The 17,874-nt window shown below is 62.0% G+C and carries 16 protein-coding genes; 7 read left to right on the plus strand and 9 right to left on the minus strand.

The features are described 5' to 3' along the window. Positions 1-35: 35 nt before the first annotated feature. On the minus strand, positions 36-596 hold the full coding sequence (locus tag SPHS8_RS16325; protein WP_236575222.1) for a CC0125/CC1285 family lipoprotein: 561 nt from the start codon (positions 594-596) through the stop codon (positions 36-38). A gap of 224 nt (positions 597-820) precedes the next feature. Then, a complete protein-coding gene (locus SPHS8_RS16330; RefSeq protein WP_201516478.1) occupies positions 821-1,588 on the minus strand; it encodes a S8 family peptidase in 768 nt (255 codons plus the stop codon). Between the two features lie 131 nt (positions 1,589-1,719). Here SPHS8_RS16330 and SPHS8_RS16335 point away from each other — a divergent pair, with 131 nt between their 5' ends. Then, positions 1,720-2,085 (plus strand): hypothetical protein, encoded by a 366-nt coding sequence (locus tag SPHS8_RS16335; RefSeq protein ID WP_201516479.1) that lies wholly within the window; start codon positions 1,720-1,722, stop codon positions 2,083-2,085. 65 nt (positions 2,086-2,150) lie between these two features. Beyond that, positions 2,151-3,455: a L,D-transpeptidase family protein gene (locus SPHS8_RS16340; protein ID WP_201516480.1), complete on the plus strand. Its 1,305-nt coding sequence runs from the start codon at positions 2,151-2,153 to the stop codon at positions 3,453-3,455. Here SPHS8_RS16340 and SPHS8_RS16345 read toward each other — a convergent pair. After that, the gene (locus SPHS8_RS16345; protein WP_201516481.1) at positions 3,452-4,303 is read right to left on the minus strand and encodes an MBL fold metallo-hydrolase; all 852 of its coding nucleotides are present in this window, start codon (positions 4,301-4,303) and stop codon (positions 3,452-3,454) included. The genes SPHS8_RS16340 and SPHS8_RS16345 overlap by 4 nt on opposite strands. Positions 4,304-4,414: 111 nt before the next feature. Then, positions 4,415-6,655, minus strand: a complete 2,241-nt coding sequence (gene glf, locus SPHS8_RS16350; RefSeq protein ID WP_201516482.1) for a UDP-galactopyranose mutase — start codon at positions 6,653-6,655, stop codon at positions 4,415-4,417. Positions 6,656-6,974: 319 nt separating this feature from the next. Between glf and SPHS8_RS16355 the strand changes: the two genes are divergently transcribed. The 3 genes from SPHS8_RS16355 to SPHS8_RS16365 all read left to right on the plus strand — a co-directional run bounded on the left by SPHS8_RS16355 (position 6,975) and on the right by SPHS8_RS16365 (position 11,048). Further along, positions 6,975-9,164 (plus strand): sugar nucleotide-binding protein, encoded by a 2,190-nt coding sequence (locus SPHS8_RS16355; RefSeq protein ID WP_201516483.1) that lies wholly within the window; start codon positions 6,975-6,977, stop codon positions 9,162-9,164. Between the two features lie 134 nt (positions 9,165-9,298). After that, positions 9,299-10,366: a cellulase family glycosylhydrolase gene (locus SPHS8_RS16360; protein WP_097093204.1), complete on the plus strand. Its 1,068-nt coding sequence runs from the start codon at positions 9,299-9,301 to the stop codon at positions 10,364-10,366. A gap of 148 nt (positions 10,367-10,514) precedes the next feature. Further along, positions 10,515-11,048: a hemerythrin domain-containing protein gene (locus SPHS8_RS16365; protein WP_201516484.1), complete on the plus strand. Its 534-nt coding sequence runs from the start codon at positions 10,515-10,517 to the stop codon at positions 11,046-11,048. 120 nt (positions 11,049-11,168) lie between these two features. Here the strand turns inward: SPHS8_RS16365 and SPHS8_RS16370 are convergent, their stop codons facing one another. Continuing rightward, positions 11,169-11,933: a ZIP family metal transporter gene (locus SPHS8_RS16370; RefSeq protein ID WP_201516485.1), complete on the minus strand. Its 765-nt coding sequence runs from the start codon at positions 11,931-11,933 to the stop codon at positions 11,169-11,171. A 141-nt stretch (positions 11,934-12,074) separates the two neighbouring features. On the opposite strand from SPHS8_RS16370, the gene SPHS8_RS16375 reads away from it, so the two are divergent. Beyond that, positions 12,075-12,728, plus strand: a complete 654-nt coding sequence (locus tag SPHS8_RS16375) for a glutathione S-transferase family protein (RefSeq protein WP_201516486.1) — start codon at positions 12,075-12,077, stop codon at positions 12,726-12,728. On the opposite strand, the gene maiA is transcribed toward SPHS8_RS16375, so the two are convergent. Continuing rightward, positions 12,725-13,363, minus strand: coding sequence for a maleylacetoacetate isomerase (maiA, locus tag SPHS8_RS16380; RefSeq protein WP_201516487.1), 639 nt, complete (start codon positions 13,361-13,363; stop codon positions 12,725-12,727). The two genes, SPHS8_RS16375 and maiA, sit on opposite strands and share 4 nt — an antisense overlap. A gap of 16 nt (positions 13,364-13,379) precedes the next feature. Further along, complete coding sequence (gene phhA, locus SPHS8_RS16385) at positions 13,380-14,237, minus strand: phenylalanine 4-monooxygenase (protein ID WP_201516488.1); 858 nt, start codon at positions 14,235-14,237, stop codon at positions 13,380-13,382. Between the two features lie 328 nt (positions 14,238-14,565). Here phhA and SPHS8_RS16390 point away from each other — a divergent pair, with 328 nt between their 5' ends. Continuing rightward, a complete protein-coding gene (locus SPHS8_RS16390) occupies positions 14,566-15,234 on the plus strand; it encodes a TetR/AcrR family transcriptional regulator (RefSeq protein ID WP_201516489.1) in 669 nt (222 codons plus the stop codon). Between the two features lie 383 nt (positions 15,235-15,617). Here SPHS8_RS16390 and SPHS8_RS16395 read toward each other — a convergent pair whose 3' ends face one another. Next, entirely contained in the window at positions 15,618-16,427 is an 810-nt protein-coding gene (locus tag SPHS8_RS16395) for an SDR family NAD(P)-dependent oxidoreductase (RefSeq protein WP_201516490.1), read from the minus strand. A gap of 290 nt (positions 16,428-16,717) precedes the next feature. Then, positions 16,718-17,874 (minus strand): TonB-dependent siderophore receptor (locus tag SPHS8_RS16400; RefSeq protein WP_201516491.1); only part of this gene is annotated, 1,157 nt, incomplete at its 5' end.

Below are 17,874 nucleotides of genomic sequence, written 5' to 3' on the forward strand. Positions count from 1 at the left end.
CCGCGCCCCCTGCGGCCGTCATCCAGGCAGCTTGGTCACGTAGGGCGCATTATATTGGGTCCGAGATTTCGTAGAACCTCACTGGCATCGAATGCACGAACGTCATTCATGGGCTTGCGCCCACGGCCCATTACGATCTCGGCCGTCGCCTCATAACGATCCACGGTGCGTACATCGATGCTGTTGTCCCAGAAAGGATCGCCCCAGAAGGGGTCCCAGGTCCGCCAGCCGAACCCGCGGCCATAATAGCGCCAGGACGGGCCCCAATAGCCGTACATGCCGGAACTGAACGGCCGGTCCACATAAGTCCTGCTGCGCCGTTCCGTCGCCCGGTCGGCCATGACGAACCAGTCATATCCCTGTTGCCGCGTCAATTCGGCGGCCCGATACAGCAGATAGCGCTCGACCGTGTCGCGCGACGTCATGCTGTTGCCGGAAAATGTGACCCTGAACCGGTTCGCTTCCACCTGTTCATCGGAAAAGCCGCCGGTCACCGATCCACGTTCCGCCAAAGGCTGATAGGGAGTCGCCGTCGTACACGCGGTGAGTGCGAGCATGCAGGCGCTCGCCAATGTCCATCCTCTTCCTTGGGTCACTTCATGTGCTCCTTTTGCAGATGAGAGGATGCGGATTGTCGAACCGGCGCAAAACACCGGCCTCCAGATCGTTGTCGAATAACAAGGGGATGAAGGACAACATCGACAAGCCGCCTCAATTCCATCTCACAGGATTATAATCGGCGCCCCAAGCATTTTGTTCCTGATCAAGTCAATTTAGACGAAGCTTGCCTCAATAACGGCCAAAAGAAGCTGATATGGCTTCAGGAAATCCCGTTGGCGGTCCGGGAGGAAGCCCGAACCTGCCCGATGGTCCGCAACAATCGTGCAGTCTCGATCGGCGCGGCGAAGGATGTGCCCGTGCCACGCACCGCGCTTCCATCGGCAGCGGCCGTGGGCACTTTGACGCCAGGCTGCCAGACATAATTATAGTCGCGCGGCGTAGGTCCCGGCCGGTTCGTGCCGCTCCACGGATGGCCCGCGCCGTCCAACGCGCCAACCAGCACGGCAGCGGGAAAAGCCTCACGCGCAGGGGCGAGATTGCCGGGATGATCCCATCCCTCATTGCCCGCCGCCAGCACGACCTTGATCCCCTTCGCTCCGGCCTCCCGCACCGCTGCCGTAATGCCGTCATCCTGGCCCAGCGCGAGCGAGATGTTGATGGCGTCGACCCTCAGCGCCGTGGCCTTCCGGATTGCGGCCGCGACCGGCGCAGGATCATTCTGGCAAGGCGGGCTGACATTCGCCGGGCATCCTTCAGGATCATCGATGCGAATGGATATGATCCCGACATCGCGCCCAGCGGCGCGTGCGAGGATCGTCGCGACCATCGTGCCATGATCATAACGCGGATGAAATGGCGCTCTCGCCGGGCGCGCCGCCACGTCATATTCCGCGACGAGCAGCGGCGCGAGTTCGGCGGTCATCGCAACACCGCTATCGATGATCGCCACAGTCGGCCGTTCAACCGGCAGCGTCGCCGCGGACCCGCAAACGTACGCTGCGACGAGCAGCAATGTCCGGAATGTCAAGAAGCCCCCCAACCCAAACGTAAGCGTAACAACTAAACGCGTAACTCAAGTTAGAACAAATATTCATGCGCGGAACGACAGTGTAACCACCTCGTTTCCCCGGCCCCACCCAAGTAGAGGGAATCTATGATATGTTGAAAAGACTTGCAATAGTCGGCGCGCTTGGCGCTCTGACCGCAGGCGGAATTGCGTTGGCGCAGAATGCAGGCACCACTAGCGGGAGTGGCAGCGGCAGCGGTACGGCGCAATCCGGAACTTCAGGCACGATGAGCGGCGGCACCAGCGGCACGACCTCGTCGGGATCGACCGGGACAATGGGTAGCGGCAACTCGACCGGCTCGACAAGCGGCACCAGCGGCACCTACGGTTCGGGCCAGGCTGAAAGCAGCACTGGAACGACCGGCAGTGGCTCGATGAGCGGCGACCAATATGGCACGACCGGATCAGACAGCAGCACTGGCGGCTCGGCGGTATCGCGTGCTGGAGAACGCGGCTGACAGCCAGAACGGATGACGCCGCTGCCGTAACGCCGCGACCAGGCGGCAGCGGCCCGTCCGCTTCAATGCCAAAGACACAAATCGCCGGGATATGCATCGGCGCGCTGGCGGTTGCTGCACTTCTGGGCTTTCGAAGCGACAGCCCCGCGATCGGCCGTGCGCCCACAGCCGGTACGCCCGCGATAATATTGGAAGGCGCAGCGGCAGATGCTGCCGCAATCCAGCAATTTTACCGCGCCCGCGTTCACCGTCCCTTCTGGACGGATGCGGCTGCGGACATGTTCCGGCGCGTGCTGGCGAATGCAGGCGAAGACGGCCTCGATCCCGAAAGCTTCAGTGCGGCCATAACCGCCACACGGCAGAAGGGGATGGATCGCGAAATCCTGCTGACGCAAGCCCTGCTCGACTATGTCCGCGCCCTCCGCACGCCCTCTGAAAGCAACCGGGTCTTCTATGTGGACGCCGGTCTCGCGCCGCAAACCAGCGCCGACACCTTGCTCCGCGCAGCCGCCGATCCGCCTTCCGCCACAGCCTATCTCGCCCAGGTCCAGCAGATGCACCCGCTCTATGAGCGGCTACGCAAGGCGCTTGGCGACTATCGCCGCACCGGCATCAATCCGACAAGGCTCCCCAATCCGGATTATGAGCAGGCCCTCCTCATCAACATGGACCGGCTCCGCGCCCTTCCCGCTGATCCGGGCCGCCGCTACATTCTTGTGAACAGCGCATCGGCCAAGTTGATCATGGTTGAAAACGGCCAAAACGTGGGCGAAATGCCCGTCATCGTGGGCCGCAAGCAGCATCAGACGCCGTCGCTTGCCGGGCTGATCCGCTTTTCCGTCCGCAACCCCTATTGGAACCTCCCGCCTGATCTCATCCAGGCTCGGGCAGCCCGTATCGCTTCGGACGGCCCCGCCCTTCTGGAACAGGAGCGGTTGGAACTGCTATCGGGATGGGGCAATGACGCCCGCATCCTCCAAGCCAACGAGGTCGACTGGCCGGCGGTTGCGGCCGGCACCGTCAAGCTGCGCGTGCGGCAACTGCCGGGTCCGGATAACATGATGGGCGCGGTCAAGTTCATGCTGCCCAACCGGCTCGGCATCTATCTGCATGACACACCCGCCAAGCAGAATTTCGCCCGCAAGGATCGTCTGCTGAGTTCCGGCTGCGTCCGCGTGGCCGACGCAGAACGCCTCTACACCTGGCTCATGCACGGCAAAGCCATGGGCGCGGTCAACGCCACCGAACTGCGCGTCCCCCTTCCTGAACCGGTGCCCGTCTATATCCTCTACCTGACCGCCTTTCCCGACGGCGGCAGCGTGGTCCTTCAGAATGACGGCTACGGCCGCGATCCTTCCCGTCGAAGCTAGAGCAGCCGCCCCGCCGTTGCACGGTCGAACTCCACCCGGTCATGCGCGCAGAGGATGGATAGCTCATGCCGCTGCTCGATGGATAATCGGCGCAGGCGATCCTGATTTTCCAATCGCGCCCGCCGATCGACCTCCATCATATTCTGGTAAGCGCGCAGGCCCGGCGTGCAATGCCTCGCCGCCCCGCGCATCTCACCCCTGTAGAAATAGGCGTCTCCCGCATGCAGCAGCCAGCGGCCACCCGACTGGATCGCAATTCCCGCATGGCCCCAGGTGTGGCCCGGCAAGGGGACCATCAATATTTCAGGCGGCAATCCTTCCAGATCGCGCACGGCGTCGAACCCGAACCATCTCTCTCCGCTTGCGCCGTAGCGCCGCCATTGCCGGACGTCATTCCACTGCGCTGGCCGGTAACGATTGCGCGTGACAAAGCCACGGCGTGGGCCAGCCGCTGACCTGTATTCGGCATCCATCACATGGATCTGCGCCTGCGGGAAATCCTCCAGCCCACCGGCATGATCGAAATCGAGATGCGTGAGCAGGATGTGCCGCACGTCGGACGGGGAAAGGCCGAGCCGTTCGATCTGCCGATATGCTGTCTCCTCCTCCTTCAACTTGATGTTGAGAAGGGCGCGCATCGTGCGGGTGATACGGGAATGGGAGCCCGCATGGGGATGATGGACATCCCGCAATCCATAGCCCGTGTCGATCAGGACCAGGCCATGGCTGTCCGTTTCGACCAGCAGGCAATGGCACACCAGCCGCCCTGTCAGGCCATGGCTGGTCCCGTCGAACAGGCTGCCGCCCAGCGGGCAATCCGTGCCGCAATTAAGATGATGGATACGCATTGCAGCTCCCATGTCATCGCGCAGCGCTTTTGAACGAGCGGAGCGTGATCCGATCAGAGAGAAATCGGATCACGCTCCGGCCGCATCCCCGGCAACAGCGGCGGGGAGCAGCTAAGCCGCGCCCGATGAAGGCCTTAGTTCAATGGCTGCCGGGACAGCCTGCTCGCGGGCGTGGCGCTGGGCCATCTTGCGGTAGGTAGCCAATGCCTGCCCGACGACCTGATCCATATTATAATAGCGGTAGGTGGCGAGCCGTCCGACGAAGCTGACGTCGGGCTGCACCATCGCCAAAGCTTCATAGCGTTTGAACAGCGCCTGGTTCTCCGGCCGGGGGATGGGATAATAGGGGTCCCCTTCCGCCGCCGGATATTCATAGGTGATGCTTGTCCGGGGGGACTGCTGCCCGGTCAAATGCTTATATTCCGTGATCCGGGTATATTCGGTTGCGGGCGACGGATAGTTGACCACCGCGACCGGCTGGAACTGTGCCTGGTCCAGCTGCGCATGCTCGAATTGCAGGGACCGGTAGGGCAGCTTGCCGAAACGGTAGCCGAAATATTCGTCGATCGGCCCGGTGAACACCAGATGGTCATGCGGATAGGCATCGCGCGCCTCGCAATAATCGACACCCAGCAGGACATCGATATTGGGATGGTCCAGCATGCGCTCGAACATCCGCGTATAGCCTTCCAGCGGCATTGCCTGGAACTTGTCGGTGAAGTAGCGATCGTCGGTATTGGTCCGCGTCGGCACGCGCGACGTTACCGCCTTGTCGAGTTCCGACGGGTCTAGCCCCCACTGCTTGCGCGTATAGCCCTGGAAGAATTTCTCATACAGCTCCCGGCCTACAGCCGATATCACCACATCTTCCGACGTGCGGACGACCGACACGGGTTCCGCCTGCGCGGCCAGGAACGCCGCCGCATCCTCTTCCGTCTTGAGGTCAAGGCCATAGAGCATGTTGAGCGTCGTGCGGTTGATCGGCATCGGCACCAGCATGTCATCGACCGCCGCCAGCACCCGATGCTCATAGGGCCGCCACTTGGTGAAGCGCGATAGATAGCTGAATATCTCCTCGCTGTTGGTATGGAAGATGTGCGGCCCGTACCGATGGATCAGCACTCCATTGGCATCATATTCATCGAAGGCATTGCCGCCGACATGCGGGCGCCGGTCGACCACCAGCACCTTCTTGCCGCCATCGGCCGCCAGCCGCTCCGCCATCACCGCGCCGGCAAAGCCTGCGCCCACCACCATCACATCATAATGATGCGACCGGCTGCTGCTCCAGGACGTGGGGGAGACGATCGGATGAGCGTGGACGCTGCGCGACAGCGCATCCTTGATCAGCCTGTCCATCTGCTGGAAGCTCTTGTCCCAGGACATACCCGCCAGCAGCTGGTCCGCTTCCTTCAGCCACTGCCCATTGCCGCGCGCCAAGGCCAGCGCCTCGTCACAGGCCGCGATGAAGCCTTCCCCGCGCGGCGCGATCTTCACCGCTTCGATGTCGCCATAATGGCGGATCACGTCCGCGATCGGCGTGGACACGACCGGCTTGCCAGCAGCCAGATATTCGGGCGTCTTTGTCGGACTGATGAAGCGCGTCGCGTCGTTGATGGCAAAGGGCATCAACGCAACGTCCCATCCCGCGACGCAAGCGGGCAAATCCTCATAGGACCGGCCGCCAAGGAAGCGCAGATTGTCGCGGCGGGGCAGATCATCCTCGCTGATCTTCACCACCGGACCGATGATCTCCAGCACCCATTCCGGCCGCGCATCCGCCAGCGCGGCGAGCAGCTCCACGTCCATCCGCTCATCGACCACGCCATAGAAGCCAAGGCGCGGGCGCCCATCGTCATTGGCCGGGCGGGCAAGGCGCGCCTTCGCGAAATGCTGGGCATCGACGCTCGACGGGAAGGGATAGACGGCGGGATGCTTGTCCCGCTTCGCTTCATACAGGCTGTAGCCGCCGGTAAAGACAAGGTCCGCCTGCGACAGCAACCGCTGCTCCAACGGCAACAGTTCGGGCGGCGCACCCTTGAAATTGGCAAGCTCGTCCATGCAGTCGTAGATGATGCAGTCCGCCATCACATGTTCGGAAAAGGGCAGCATCATCGGCGTATAGTACCAGCGGATGAACGGCCCCGGCTCCCCGGCCAGATAAAGGTCGAGCAGCTGCTTCAGAACCTCGCACTCCTGCTCCCTGGGCAGCCCGGCGGGCAGCTGCGGCGTAACCACCGTGACCCCTGTTTGGGCGCAGGTTTCGACATGCAGGTCGGGCGCCTTCAGCTCAGAGACATGGTTCGGCTCCTCCCAGAACAGCACCTGGGAATGTGCGGCAAAGCGGCTCATCAGATGCTGCGGGCGCTGGAACACGAAATTCCAGCGAAGATGACTGAAGCAGATTAACGTATGAGCGCCGGGTTTGGGACTTGGTCCTGTTCCATGCCGAGTGGACGAATGGGGCGGGACCATAAGCGCGTACCTTTCTGGATGATGAATGCAGACACAACCCCGGGAGTAGCTTACGCGTTCCTGCCCTGCCGCTGATATAAGTTGGCCGAAGGATGCTATTTGGAGGCATCCACTTGAACGGCTGGACCGTTTCGACCTACTCGGGGGCACCGTCAGAACCGCTTCCTCTTCCAAAAGCCATCAGAGGGGATCCGAAATGACCGAATATCCGCAGCTATGGGGCGGCCTTGAGTGCACCGTGAACCGGGTGCACGAACATTATGGCGATCAGATCCGCCTGAGCGGCCATCAGGATCGGCTGGAGGATCTCGACCGCTTCGCCGAACTCGGCATAAAGGCGATCCGCTACCCTGTGCTCTGGGAACGGACCAGCCCGGATCATCCCGATCAATGCGATTGGGCGTGGAGCGACCAGAGGCTCTCCCGCCTGCGCGAACTCGGCATCCGGGTCATCGCGGGACTCATCCACCATGGCAGCGGGCCGCGCTATACCAGCCTCGTCTCGGACGATTTTGCCGAAGGTTTGGCCACTCATGCCCGCCATGTCGCCGAACGCTATCCCTGGATCAAAGACTGGACGCCCGTCAACGAACCCCTGACGACCGCGCGCTTTTCGGCGCTGTACGGGCATTGGTATCCGCATCTGCGTTCCGAACGCGACTTCTGGCTGGCGCTGCTCAATCAGGTCGATGCCACCCGCCTGTCGATGCGGGCCATCCGCCGCATCAACCCTGCTGCACGCCTGATCCAGACGGACGACCTTGGCCGCACCTACGCCACCGCCGCGCTCCGGGATCAGGCCACATTCGACAATATGCGGCGCTGGACCGGATGGGATCTTCTTTGCGGAAAGATCGACCGCAGCGACCCTTTCTGGAAACGCATCGCGGCCTTCGGCCTGGAACATCGGCTGCAAGCGATCCTCGACGATCCCTGCCCGCCCGATGTGATCGGCATCAACCATTATCTCACCAGCGACCGCTTCCTCGATCATCGCCTGCAACGCTATCCCCGGCATCTGCATGGCGGCAGCGAGACGCAGCTTTACGCGGATGTGGAAGCAGTGCGCGTGCTCGATCCACCCTCCCAGGGGCTCGAAGGCGCGATCCGCGAAGCGTGGGAACGCTATCGCCTGCCGGTCGCGATCACCGAAGTGCATAATGGCTGCACCCGCGAGGAACAGCTCCGCTGGATGGCGCAGGCATGGGACGTCGCAACCCGTCTCAATGATCAGGGCGTGCCGGTGGAAGCGGTGACCATCTGGTCCCTTCTCGGCAGCACCGGCTGGAACACGCTCCTCACTCGACCGGGCGTCTATGAACCGGGCGTCTGGGACGTCAGCAGCGGCCAGCCTCGCCCAACCGCCATGGCTTCGCTGGTGAAAGCGCTGGCGACCAAGGCAGCCCGTCCGCCTGTTACGACAGAAGCGGGCTGGTGGCATAGGCCCATCCGCATGGTTCATCCGCCTGTCCAACGGCCCGCGCCGATCACGCAGCACATCGCCGGTTCTCGCGGTCCAACATCGCCTCGACCCCTGCTCATCTGTGGTGCGACGGGCACCTTGGGACAGGCGATGGCCCGCGCCTGTTCGCTCCGCAACATCCCCTTCATCCTCACAAGCCGCCAGGATCTGGACCTCTCCGAGCGCGCCAGCATCGGCGCGGCGCTGGAAAGGCTGCGCCCCTGGGCAGTGGTCAACGCCGCCGGATGGGTGCGGGTCGACGAAGCAGAAACGGAGGAATCCGCCTGCATGCTCGCCAATGCACTGGGCGCCATCGCGCTTGCCGAGGCTTGCGAGCGTGAAGGCATCCCGACGCTCTCCTTCTCCAGCGACCTCGTTTTCGACGGCACGAAAGGCTCCGCCTATGTCGAGAGCGATGCCGTTTCGCCGTGCAACAGCTATGGGCGCAGCAAGGCGCAGATGGAAGCAGGCATCGCGGAGCTTTCCGGTCAGCATCTGATCGCGCGCACCGCAGCCTTCTTCTCTCCCTACGACCAATATAATTTCGCGACCGCCGTCGTCTCGGCGCTTGCACGGGGCGAGGAATTTCACGCGGCGTCTGATCTTGTCGTCTCACCGACCTATGTCCCGCATCTGGTGACGGCATCGCTCGACCTGCTGATCGACGGAGAGGCGGGCCTTTGGCACCTCACCAATGGCCAAGCTCTTTCCTGGGCCGATTTCGCAAAAAGCATCACTGAAATATGCGGCCATGACCCCTCACGCGTCCATGCCGTCGCTCATCACGTTTTCGGCTGGCCCGCCCCCCGTCCCGCCAACGTCGCGCTCGCCACGGCCCAAGGTCCGCAGCTTCCCTCGCTCCTTTCGGCCATGGAACATTTTGCCCAGCATTTCCGGGAACAATCGATGCAAAACGCCGCTTAAAAATCGATCGGAATCGATCGAAAATTCCACTTACTCATATCCAGTTAACCCTCTTGTTCTAAATTAGCGGGGTTCGTAGTGGCGCGCCATTAAAGAGCCGTCGAATCGGACGGGGGTCGTGAGCGGGTACAGTTATGAGTGAACGTTGGACGCCGGAAGCGGCACATGCTTGGTTCAAGGCTCAACCTTGGTTGGTTGGCTGCAATTTCACACCATCCAATGCGATCAATCAGCTGGAGATGTGGCAGGCGAGCACCTTCGACCTGCCGACCATCGACCGCGAACTCGCCTTGGCGGCGTCGGTGGGCATGAACTCGGTTCGTGTCTATCTGCATGACCTGCTCTGGCTGGAGGATGCGCAAGGCTTCCTCGACCGCATCGAGGCCTTCCTTGGCGTCGCGGACCGCCACGGCATCCGCACGATGCTGGTGCTGTTCGATTCCTGCTGGCATCCCGAACCGGCGCTTGGGCCTCAGCCCGAACCGCGTGAAGGCGTTCATAACAGCGGTTGGGTGCAATCGCCCGGCATGCCGACGCTGATGAACGCCGACGAACATGATCGTCTGGAAGCCTATGTCCGGGGCGTCGTTGGCCGCTTCGGCCAGGACCCGCGCGTGCTCGCCTGGGATATCTGGAACGAACCCGACAATGGTCCTGAAGTCGCGCTCTGCGATCCCGTCGCGTTGCAGGCCAAGGCTGACCTCGTCGTGCCGCTGCTCGTCGAAGCATTCGGCTGGGCGCGGGAAATGAATCCGATACACCCGCTCACCAGCGGCATCTGGCTTGGCGACTGGTCCGCGCCTGACCTGCTGAGTCCGATCCAGCGGGCCCAGACCGGGAATTCGGATGTCATCTCCTTCCACAACTACGGCATCGCCGAAGATTTCGCACAGCGCGTGAAATGGCTTAAGACCATGGGCCGTCCGCTGCTTTGCACCGAATATATGGCGCGGCCGGCGGGCAGCACCTTCCAGGCGATCCTCCCCGTGGCGAAGGAGCATGAAGTCGGCACCTTCTGCTGGGGCCTGGTCCGTGGCAAGACGCAGACGCATCTGCCATGGGACAAGTGGGAAAACCCCAACATCGATGGTCTGAAGGAACGCTGGTTCCACGACATCTTCCATGAGGACGGCACGCCTCATGACGAAAATGAGGTGGAGTTCCTGCGCCTGATCAGCGAACTGGACAAGATCGCGGCCTGACGGGGCCGCGCATCCGCCTTTGCAATCTGGGTTAGCGGCGGCGCGCTTTGCCGCCCGGCCCCGGAACCCTGCGAAGCCTGCGAGGATTGCTGGAATGTCAGGCCGTGCCTTTTTGCACGGCCGATCCGTTCAGCAATAGGAGCATGCAATGTCCGTTCTCGACAGGATCGTCGCGGCAGTCACGCCGCCGGAATCCGAGGAAGATCGTGCCGAAGCGCGGCAGAAAGCGCGTGCCGCGGCAGCGCCCGGCGACTGGCTCGACCAGATACTGCAACATCATCAACAGATTGAGGCCGCCTTCTCCGAAGCAGAAGCCGCCGCCGATGCGCAGAGCCGGACGAGTGCGCAAAGAAAGCTCGCCGCCCTGCTGACGAGCCATTCCAGCGCTGAAGAAGCCGTCATCTACCCGCAGCTGTCCAAAGATCATAAAAGCCATATGGCCATGGCCTATGAGGAACAGCAGGCCGCCAAGGTCCAACTGGCGCTGCTGGAAGAACTCGATCCGCTCAGCCACGACTGGCAGGAAAAGCTTGAGCATATCAAGGGCGCGGTCGCTCATCATGTCTATGAAGAGGAAAATGACCGCTTCCTTCATCTGAAGGACGAGCTACCCCCCGCCGATCAGGATCGCATGACCACGCGCTATCGCGAGGAAATGTCGCGCTACGATAGCGGACTCTGACAGCGCTCCGCTGCAAGGCGGGCGCCCGCCCACCTGGGCATGATCATGTTCGAATAATCGTCACCCCGGACTTGATCCGGAGTGACGGAAAAGCAACTCGGACATGATGCTTCCCATATCTCATCCGCCCATCTTGGAAAGCACGAACGCCAACAGGAATCCCGCGACCGCGATCAGCCCTGAAAATTCATGCGTCTCTTCGGTGGCTTCCGGTATCATGGTATCGACCAGCATCGCCAGGATCGCGCCAGCGGCGACCGCCATCGTCGCCGCGATCACCTCATTGCCCGCGTCGGCCAGCACCACATTCCCGATCAGCGCCGCAAGCCCCGACGCCAGTGCGATCCCGCCCCACACCAGGAAGATATAGGCAGGCTTGCGCCCGGCCTTCTTCATGCCCGCGGCGCTCGACAGTCCCTCGGGCACATTGGACAGGAACACGGCGGCAACCGCTGCCATGCTCACGCCTGCTCCTTCCAGCAAGCTGACGCCGATGACGATGGACTCCGGTATTCCGTCCAGCAGCGCGCCGATCGCGATGGCCATGCCCGATCCCGCATCGGCCGATTGCTGGCTCTGATCCGGGTTGGAGCCTGACCGCTTCCGATGCTTCGCCCCATTCCGCGTGACCAGAATGTTGGCGAAGGTATAAGCGGCCGCCCCAGCCAGAAAGCCCAAGGCGGCGGAATCGAACCCGCCCTTCGAATAGGCCTCATCCATCAGGTCGAAGGCGACCGCAGAGATGAGCACCCCCGCGCCCACCGCCATGATCGCCGCGATCAGCCGCTGCGGCAGGGCAACCAGATATCCGACCATCGCTCCCAGAAGCAGCGCGGAACCGCCAACCAGTCCCCAGAACCCCGCCTGCAGCGCCATCCAGCTCATATGCACCCCATGATGGCGCCGTGCCATGCGACCATGACAACCCGCATCCGTCCGGATCGGTTGCGTACCGATCGCTCCATTCGACTTTGACGGCTCGAAGAGGTAATTTCCATGCACCGATCAGCCAGCCGGAGTTGAAGGATGACCATCACCATCACCGCCTTCGAACGATCCCCCGATCGCGGCCGGGGCATGGCGCGCGACATGCGGGTGCGATGGGCGTTGGAAGAGGCTGGTCTGCCCTACCAGGTCAGGCTCCTCTCCTTTGCGCAGATGAAACAGCCCGGCTATCTCACCTCCCAGCCCTTCGGCCAGATCCCGGCCTATGAGGAAGATGGCCTCACCCTCTTCGAATCCGGCGCGATCATCCTGCACATCGGAGACCGGCATGGCGGCCTCTGGCCTGCGGACCTCCATGGCCGCGCCCGCGCCACCGCCTGGATGTTCGCCGCCCTCAACACGGTCGAACCGCCGATCCTTGAACGGGAAATGCCCAAATATCTCGAACGCGACGAAAGCTGGTATGAAGCACGCATGCCCCTCCTCGACGCGCGCGTGAAGCAGCGCCTGTCGGAACTTTCCAACTGGCTCGGCGACCGCGATTGGCTGGAGGGCGACTTCAGCGCCGGAGACCTGCTGATGGTCACCGTCCTGCGCAGGCTCACCGGGTCAGGGCTTCTCGAACTCTACCCCAATCTCCCGCCCTATATCGACCGCGCCGAGCAACGCCCCGCCTACCAGCGCGCCTTCGCCGATCAACTCGCCGTCTTCAACAAGTCCGAACAGACGGGCTAGCCCGCGTCCGGCTGCCGATCCGGATGGGCCGCCTGCACAGCGGGCAGCGCCGTCGCAGCCTCACCCGCCGCCACCAACCTTGGATAAGGCGACAGGTCGACCCCAAACCGCTGCGCATTATAAAGCTGCGGCACAAGATAGCAGTCGGCCAATGTCGGCGCGCGCCCAAAGGCGAACCCCGCCCCATGCCGCGCGACCAGCTGCTCAAGCGGCGCGAAACCCTCCGCGATCCAATGCCGCACCCATAGCTTCACCTGATCCTTGGACGCCCCGAATTGGCTCTGCAACCGGTTGAGGACACGCAGATTGTTGAGCGGATGGATGTCGCATCCGACCAGCGCCGCCATCGACCGCACCACCGCGACCTCATCCGCATCCCTTGGCAACAAAGGCGGATCGGCCCATTTGCTCTCGATCCATTCCAATATCGCCGGACTTTCGACGAGCGTCCTGCCGCCCACCTCCAGAGCGGGCACCAGACCATGCGGCGCGATCGCAAGATAATCGGCGTCCCGCTGCTCCCCCGCGCGCAGGTCATGGCTGACCTGATCATAGCCAATGCCTTTAAGGCTAAGCGCGATGCGAACACGATAGGCCGCCGACGATCGCCAATATCCGTGCAGCGTTACGCGCATGCTCGCGGCTGCTTCGTCAGACCTTGGATCTGGCATAATCCTGTGTCCCCCAGTTGAAGACATGATCCTCATCGATGATCTCGTCCGCCTCTATGGTGCTTTCCTGCTTCAACTCTTCGTAAAGCGGCGCGAAATCCATCTCCACCGTCTGACGCAGAAGATCATCGAAACTGTCGATCACGAAATAGGACTGCTGGTAATCGTCGATCCGATATTTGGTCCGCATCAGCCGCTTGAGGCCGAACCCGATGCGATTAGGCGACGGATCATCCAGCGCGAACAGGGACTCGCCATAGGAAGAGACGATCCCCGCGCCGTAGATCTTCAATTCCGCGTCCTGCCGGATCAGCCCGAACTCGACCGTATACCAATAGAGCCGCGCCAGCTTTTCGATCGCGCCCAATCCATCCGCACGCAGCCCACCCTCGCCATAGGCCTGCATATAATCGGCGAAGACCGGATGAGCGAGCAGCGGCACATGACCGAACACATCATGGAAAACATCTGGTTCCTGCAGATAATCCAGCTGGTCGGGCCTGCGGATGAAGCGCCCCGCGACAAAGCGCCGGTTCGCCAGATGCTCGAAAAACACATCGTCCGGCACCAATCCCGGCACCGCGACCACTTGCCAGCCGGTTCTCTTCATCAACCGTTCGGACAGGTCCTCGAAGTTCGGAATGCCCGGCTTCGCGATGCGCAATATGTCCAGCCCGTCGATGAACTCCTTCACCGCCCTTCCCGGCAGCAGGGCGGCCTGCCGCGCGAACAGCGCATCCCAGACGGCATGATCCTGCGGCGAATAGCTGTCCCAATCCTGTGGGATCGTCCAATCCTCCGCAGCGCCTGCGGGGCGATCGACAGTGAGTCCGGTCATGGCCTCTTATCGCACAAAAAGGGCGCGATGTGGTTCCAATATCGGTTGCAATGACCGGAACAACGAAACGCGCAAATCGCCCTGGCCCTGGCCGATGAAAGAATCTCATCAATATCGCCGGTCCGTCCGTTCCCGCCAATGGCGCAGCTTCTCGGGAACTATCAACGGCTTAGCAGGTTTCCCTTTCCGGACGCGGCCCGCGCACGGTTTCCCGGGGGCGGCCTGCGACCGCCGGAGCGTCCCGTCCCGCCTTCTGGGGCAAGGCGGGACGCTTTTTCTCGTACAGCCGGGCCTTGCGCTCCGCCCGCGATCAAGCCAAGCCATCACCATGCACCAGGGGAAAAAGCGAAGCGGCGCTGGCCGTCCGCGCGCGGCAGAGCTTCAAGAACGCGCCGAAACACTGCTCCAGGCGGCCGAACAAGCGCTGATCGAACTTGGCTATGAACGCGCCACGCTGACACTGATCGCCCAGCGCGCCAGCGTTTCCAAAAAGACCATCTATGCCAAATATGGCGGCAAGCCAGGACTGCTGCGCGCCGTTCTGGACCGGATTGCGGACAGGCACATGGCTGCCGACCTGCGCCTGCTCGACCGGGACGATCCGGTAGAGGGCCTCTATGAATGGGCCCGCATGATCATGCGCAGCACCCGGACCAAAGCTGCGCATGCCGTGACCGCGATCAGCATGCGCGAAGGCCTGCGCTTCCCCGAGTTTCGCGATGCCATGGGTGAGGCACGAACCGCGCGCCAGCAGGCGCCGCTCCGCGCCTATCTGGAACGGCTTCAGGAACGCGGCCTGATCCGTGCCATTGATTGCGAGGAGGTCGCATCGATGTTCCTTTGGCTATTGTCGCAGGACATGGTCGATGCGGTCTCGGCAGGGACGGCCGAGCCCCTGACCGACGAACAGGCCGACGCAAAGGCCCTCCGCGTCGCGGAACTGATCGCACGGGGCCTGATGCCCGTCGCGAACAACGCTCGTCCGCGTCCGGGCTGAGCCTTCCCAAACGCACGGCTGCTGGCTGTCGCATACAACATCGCAATATTTGAATGTTCGTCACCCCGGACTTGATCCGGGGTCCCGCTTCCTGCGATGCTGCCCAAGCATCACAAGGGGGAGTCAATCCTGAGGGTGACGCAAAACGCCTGACGCGAGTCCCATAGTGTAAGACGGTCACGCCTCGACCCAGGCGCTAAGGCTCCCACTTCACCACTCGATGGCTGCGAGCTCACCGCAGATCAGCAGCTCAACTTGCGCAGAAGCGAAGACCAACAATATTGGCCGGCGTTCAGGCCAACGCCCGCCTATGACAACAGCAAACAGCACAAAATCTTGAAACATGACAAGGGGCAGCCTCGGCCGCCCCTCATCAATCCCGCTTAATATTGACGCCCAAGTCCACCGTCATGATAGATCGATGCGCCAGTTACGAAGCGTGACTCATCCGATGCCAGATAGACAAAGGCATGCGCCGCATCTTCCGGGAAGGCTTCGATGCCGAGCGGACACATTTTCACAAGTTCCTGAATACCCGCCTCGGCGGATTCATAAAGGCCCATCTGTGCATAGCCCTCATAGCCTTCCCTCAGCAGCGGCGTCGTCGTCTGCCCCGGATGCACCGAATTGACGCGGATGCGCTTGGGGCCGAATTCGATCGCGGCGCACATGGTCAGCATGCGCTGCGCCGCCTTGGACACATGATAGCTGAGATTATTGGCATTGGGCATGTGGGACGCCATCGACACGGTGTTGACCACCGATCCGCCGCCGGGAAAGCGCTTCACCGCTTCCGCCAGTGCAGGGGCGCAATGCTTGATGCCCAGGAAACCGCTATCATGGTTGACCGCCATGACCTTGTGCAGATCTTCCAGCGACGTGTGCTCGATACCGCCGTGGATGGAAATGCCCGCATTGTTCACCAGCACGTCGATCGCGCCATATTCGGCCATGATCGACGACACCAGCTTGGCCCAGTCGGCCTCCTGCGTCACGTCCTGCGCGACGAGCTTGAACCGGCCAGCGCCATGCTTGCCGTCCATCTCGCTGCTGACCGCATCTTCGGTCCGCAGGTCGGTGGCGATCACCGCCCGCGCTCCTTCCCGTAGAAATGCGTCGCACACCGCCGCGCCGATATTCCCCTGACGGCCCGCGCCTGTGACGATCGCGACCTTGCCTTCCAAACGCGCCATTATTCCTCATCCTTTCCCATATTTCGCAAAATGGGTATCGGTGAGTTCCATAATGAGTCAAGGCCAGATTAGCACTGTAGCCCCTCCCGCGACCGGGATGGGTCTATCTCGCATGGCTCCATCCCGCAGACGGGAAGGGCCTACCTCACTGCTCCCCTCCCGCAAGCGGGAGGGGCTGGGGGTGGGCACGATTGCGCCAGCAATCGCTCACAACGCTCAAAGGTCAAAAAGCTCGCTACCGCTCGCCCCACCCCTAACGCTTCCCGACTGCGGGAGGGGAACAGGCGAGATCAGAACCGATAACTGACCGTCCCCATCACATTACGAGGCGCGCCCACGAAACAATCACCGCGCGCCAGGCAGGACGCGAAATACTGCTTGTTCAGCAGGTTGGTGGCATTGACCGCAAAGCGCCAATCCTTCCAGCTGATTTCCGCCAGAGCATCGACCAAGGTGTAGCTCGGCGTCACCAGCGTCCAGGCCGAACCGATGGAGGTCCGCTTGCCGGTATAGTTGACGCCCGCGCCGAGCCGCAGCTGCGCGCCATCTTCCAGGCCGAACGTCTTCGTCGTCCACAAGGACGCCGTATGACGCGGCAGATAATCGAAGGTCGCCGTATCGTGCGACACCAGCTTGTTATAGCCGTAATTGGCCAGCAGTTCGAAATTGCCGGGCAGCTGGTGGCTTGCTTCGATCTCGATCCCCTTGCTGGTGATCTCGCCCGACTGTGTGATTGACCCAGCCGAGCCATAGATGATGCGGTTGATTTCCTTGATATGGAAGCCCGTCACCGTGATCAGCGTATTGCGTTCCGGCTGCCATTTGAAGCCAACCTCATATTGCGTCCCGCGCTGCGGCCGGGCCGGGCTGCCGCCATCGACCGTCATCGCGATCGGCAGGAAGCTTTCGGTATAGCTGAAGAAGGGCGAGAAGCCCGCACCCACTTCGCCAATGATGCCAGCACGGAAGGTGGTCGCCTTGTCCTTGACTGCCGTTCCCGAAGTCGTCACCCGGTCGCGCCGCGCGCCCAGAACCACCGAAACGCGATCCCAAAAGCGGATCTGGTCCTGCACATAAATGCCAAGCTGCTTTTGTGACACCGCGGCCCAATCCGGGGAGATGGCCGGGATGGTCAAGGCATCATAGTCGATATCATAAATATCAATGAGCTCGGACCCAAAGCCTTCACGCTTACTGACCTTGTTCCAGCTATAGTCCAATCCAACTAGCAGCTTATGCTCGATGTCCGCACCCGTATTGAAATTGAACAGCAGGTTGTTGTCGGTCGAAAATACGTTCATCCGGGCATAGCTGCCCTGGCTAAGCAGCCCGATGGTGCGGCCAGCGGGGTCCAGATATGGATTGGTCGGATTGGCGTAACTATTCGCATAGTTGTAGGCGATTGCAAAGATACTGGCCTCTGCTCGCAAACAGCGCGGATTTCTGC

The organism is Sphingobium sp. S6, assembly GCF_905120495.1.
GTDB lineage: Bacteria > Pseudomonadota > Alphaproteobacteria > Sphingomonadales > Sphingomonadaceae > Sphingobium > Sphingobium agri.

Excerpts from the sequence above, each read along its gene's own strand:
- SPHS8_RS16335 (WP_201516479.1), top strand. The coding sequence starts at position 1,720 with ATGTTGAAAAGACTTGCAATAGTCGGCGCGCTTGGCGCTCTGACCGCA.
- SPHS8_RS16340 (WP_201516480.1), top strand. The coding sequence starts at position 2,151 with ATGCCAAAGACACAAATCGCCGGGATATGCATCGGCGCGCTGGCGGTT.
- SPHS8_RS16345 (WP_201516481.1), bottom strand. The coding sequence starts at position 4,303 with ATGCGTATCCATCATCTTAATTGCGGCACGGATTGCCCGCTGGGCGGC.
- glf (WP_201516482.1), bottom strand. The coding sequence starts at position 6,655 with ATGAGCCGCTTTGCCGCACATTCCCAGGTGCTGTTCTGGGAGGAGCCG.
- SPHS8_RS16355 (WP_201516483.1), top strand. The coding sequence starts at position 6,975 with ATGACCGAATATCCGCAGCTATGGGGCGGCCTTGAGTGCACCGTGAAC.
- SPHS8_RS16360 (WP_097093204.1), top strand. The coding sequence starts at position 9,299 with ATGAGTGAACGTTGGACGCCGGAAGCGGCACATGCTTGGTTCAAGGCT.
- SPHS8_RS16365 (WP_201516484.1), top strand. The coding sequence starts at position 10,515 with ATGTCCGTTCTCGACAGGATCGTCGCGGCAGTCACGCCGCCGGAATCC.
- SPHS8_RS16370 (WP_201516485.1), bottom strand. The coding sequence starts at position 11,933 with ATGAGCTGGATGGCGCTGCAGGCGGGGTTCTGGGGACTGGTTGGCGGT.
- SPHS8_RS16375 (WP_201516486.1), top strand. The coding sequence starts at position 12,075 with ATGACCATCACCATCACCGCCTTCGAACGATCCCCCGATCGCGGCCGG.
- maiA (WP_201516487.1), bottom strand. The coding sequence starts at position 13,363 with ATGCGCGTAACGCTGCACGGATATTGGCGATCGTCGGCGGCCTATCGT.
- phhA (WP_201516488.1), bottom strand. The coding sequence starts at position 14,237 with ATGACCGGACTCACTGTCGATCGCCCCGCAGGCGCTGCGGAGGATTGG.
- SPHS8_RS16390 (WP_201516489.1), top strand. The coding sequence starts at position 14,566 with ATGCACCAGGGGAAAAAGCGAAGCGGCGCTGGCCGTCCGCGCGCGGCA.
- SPHS8_RS16395 (WP_201516490.1), bottom strand. The coding sequence starts at position 16,427 with ATGGCGCGTTTGGAAGGCAAGGTCGCGATCGTCACAGGCGCGGGCCGT.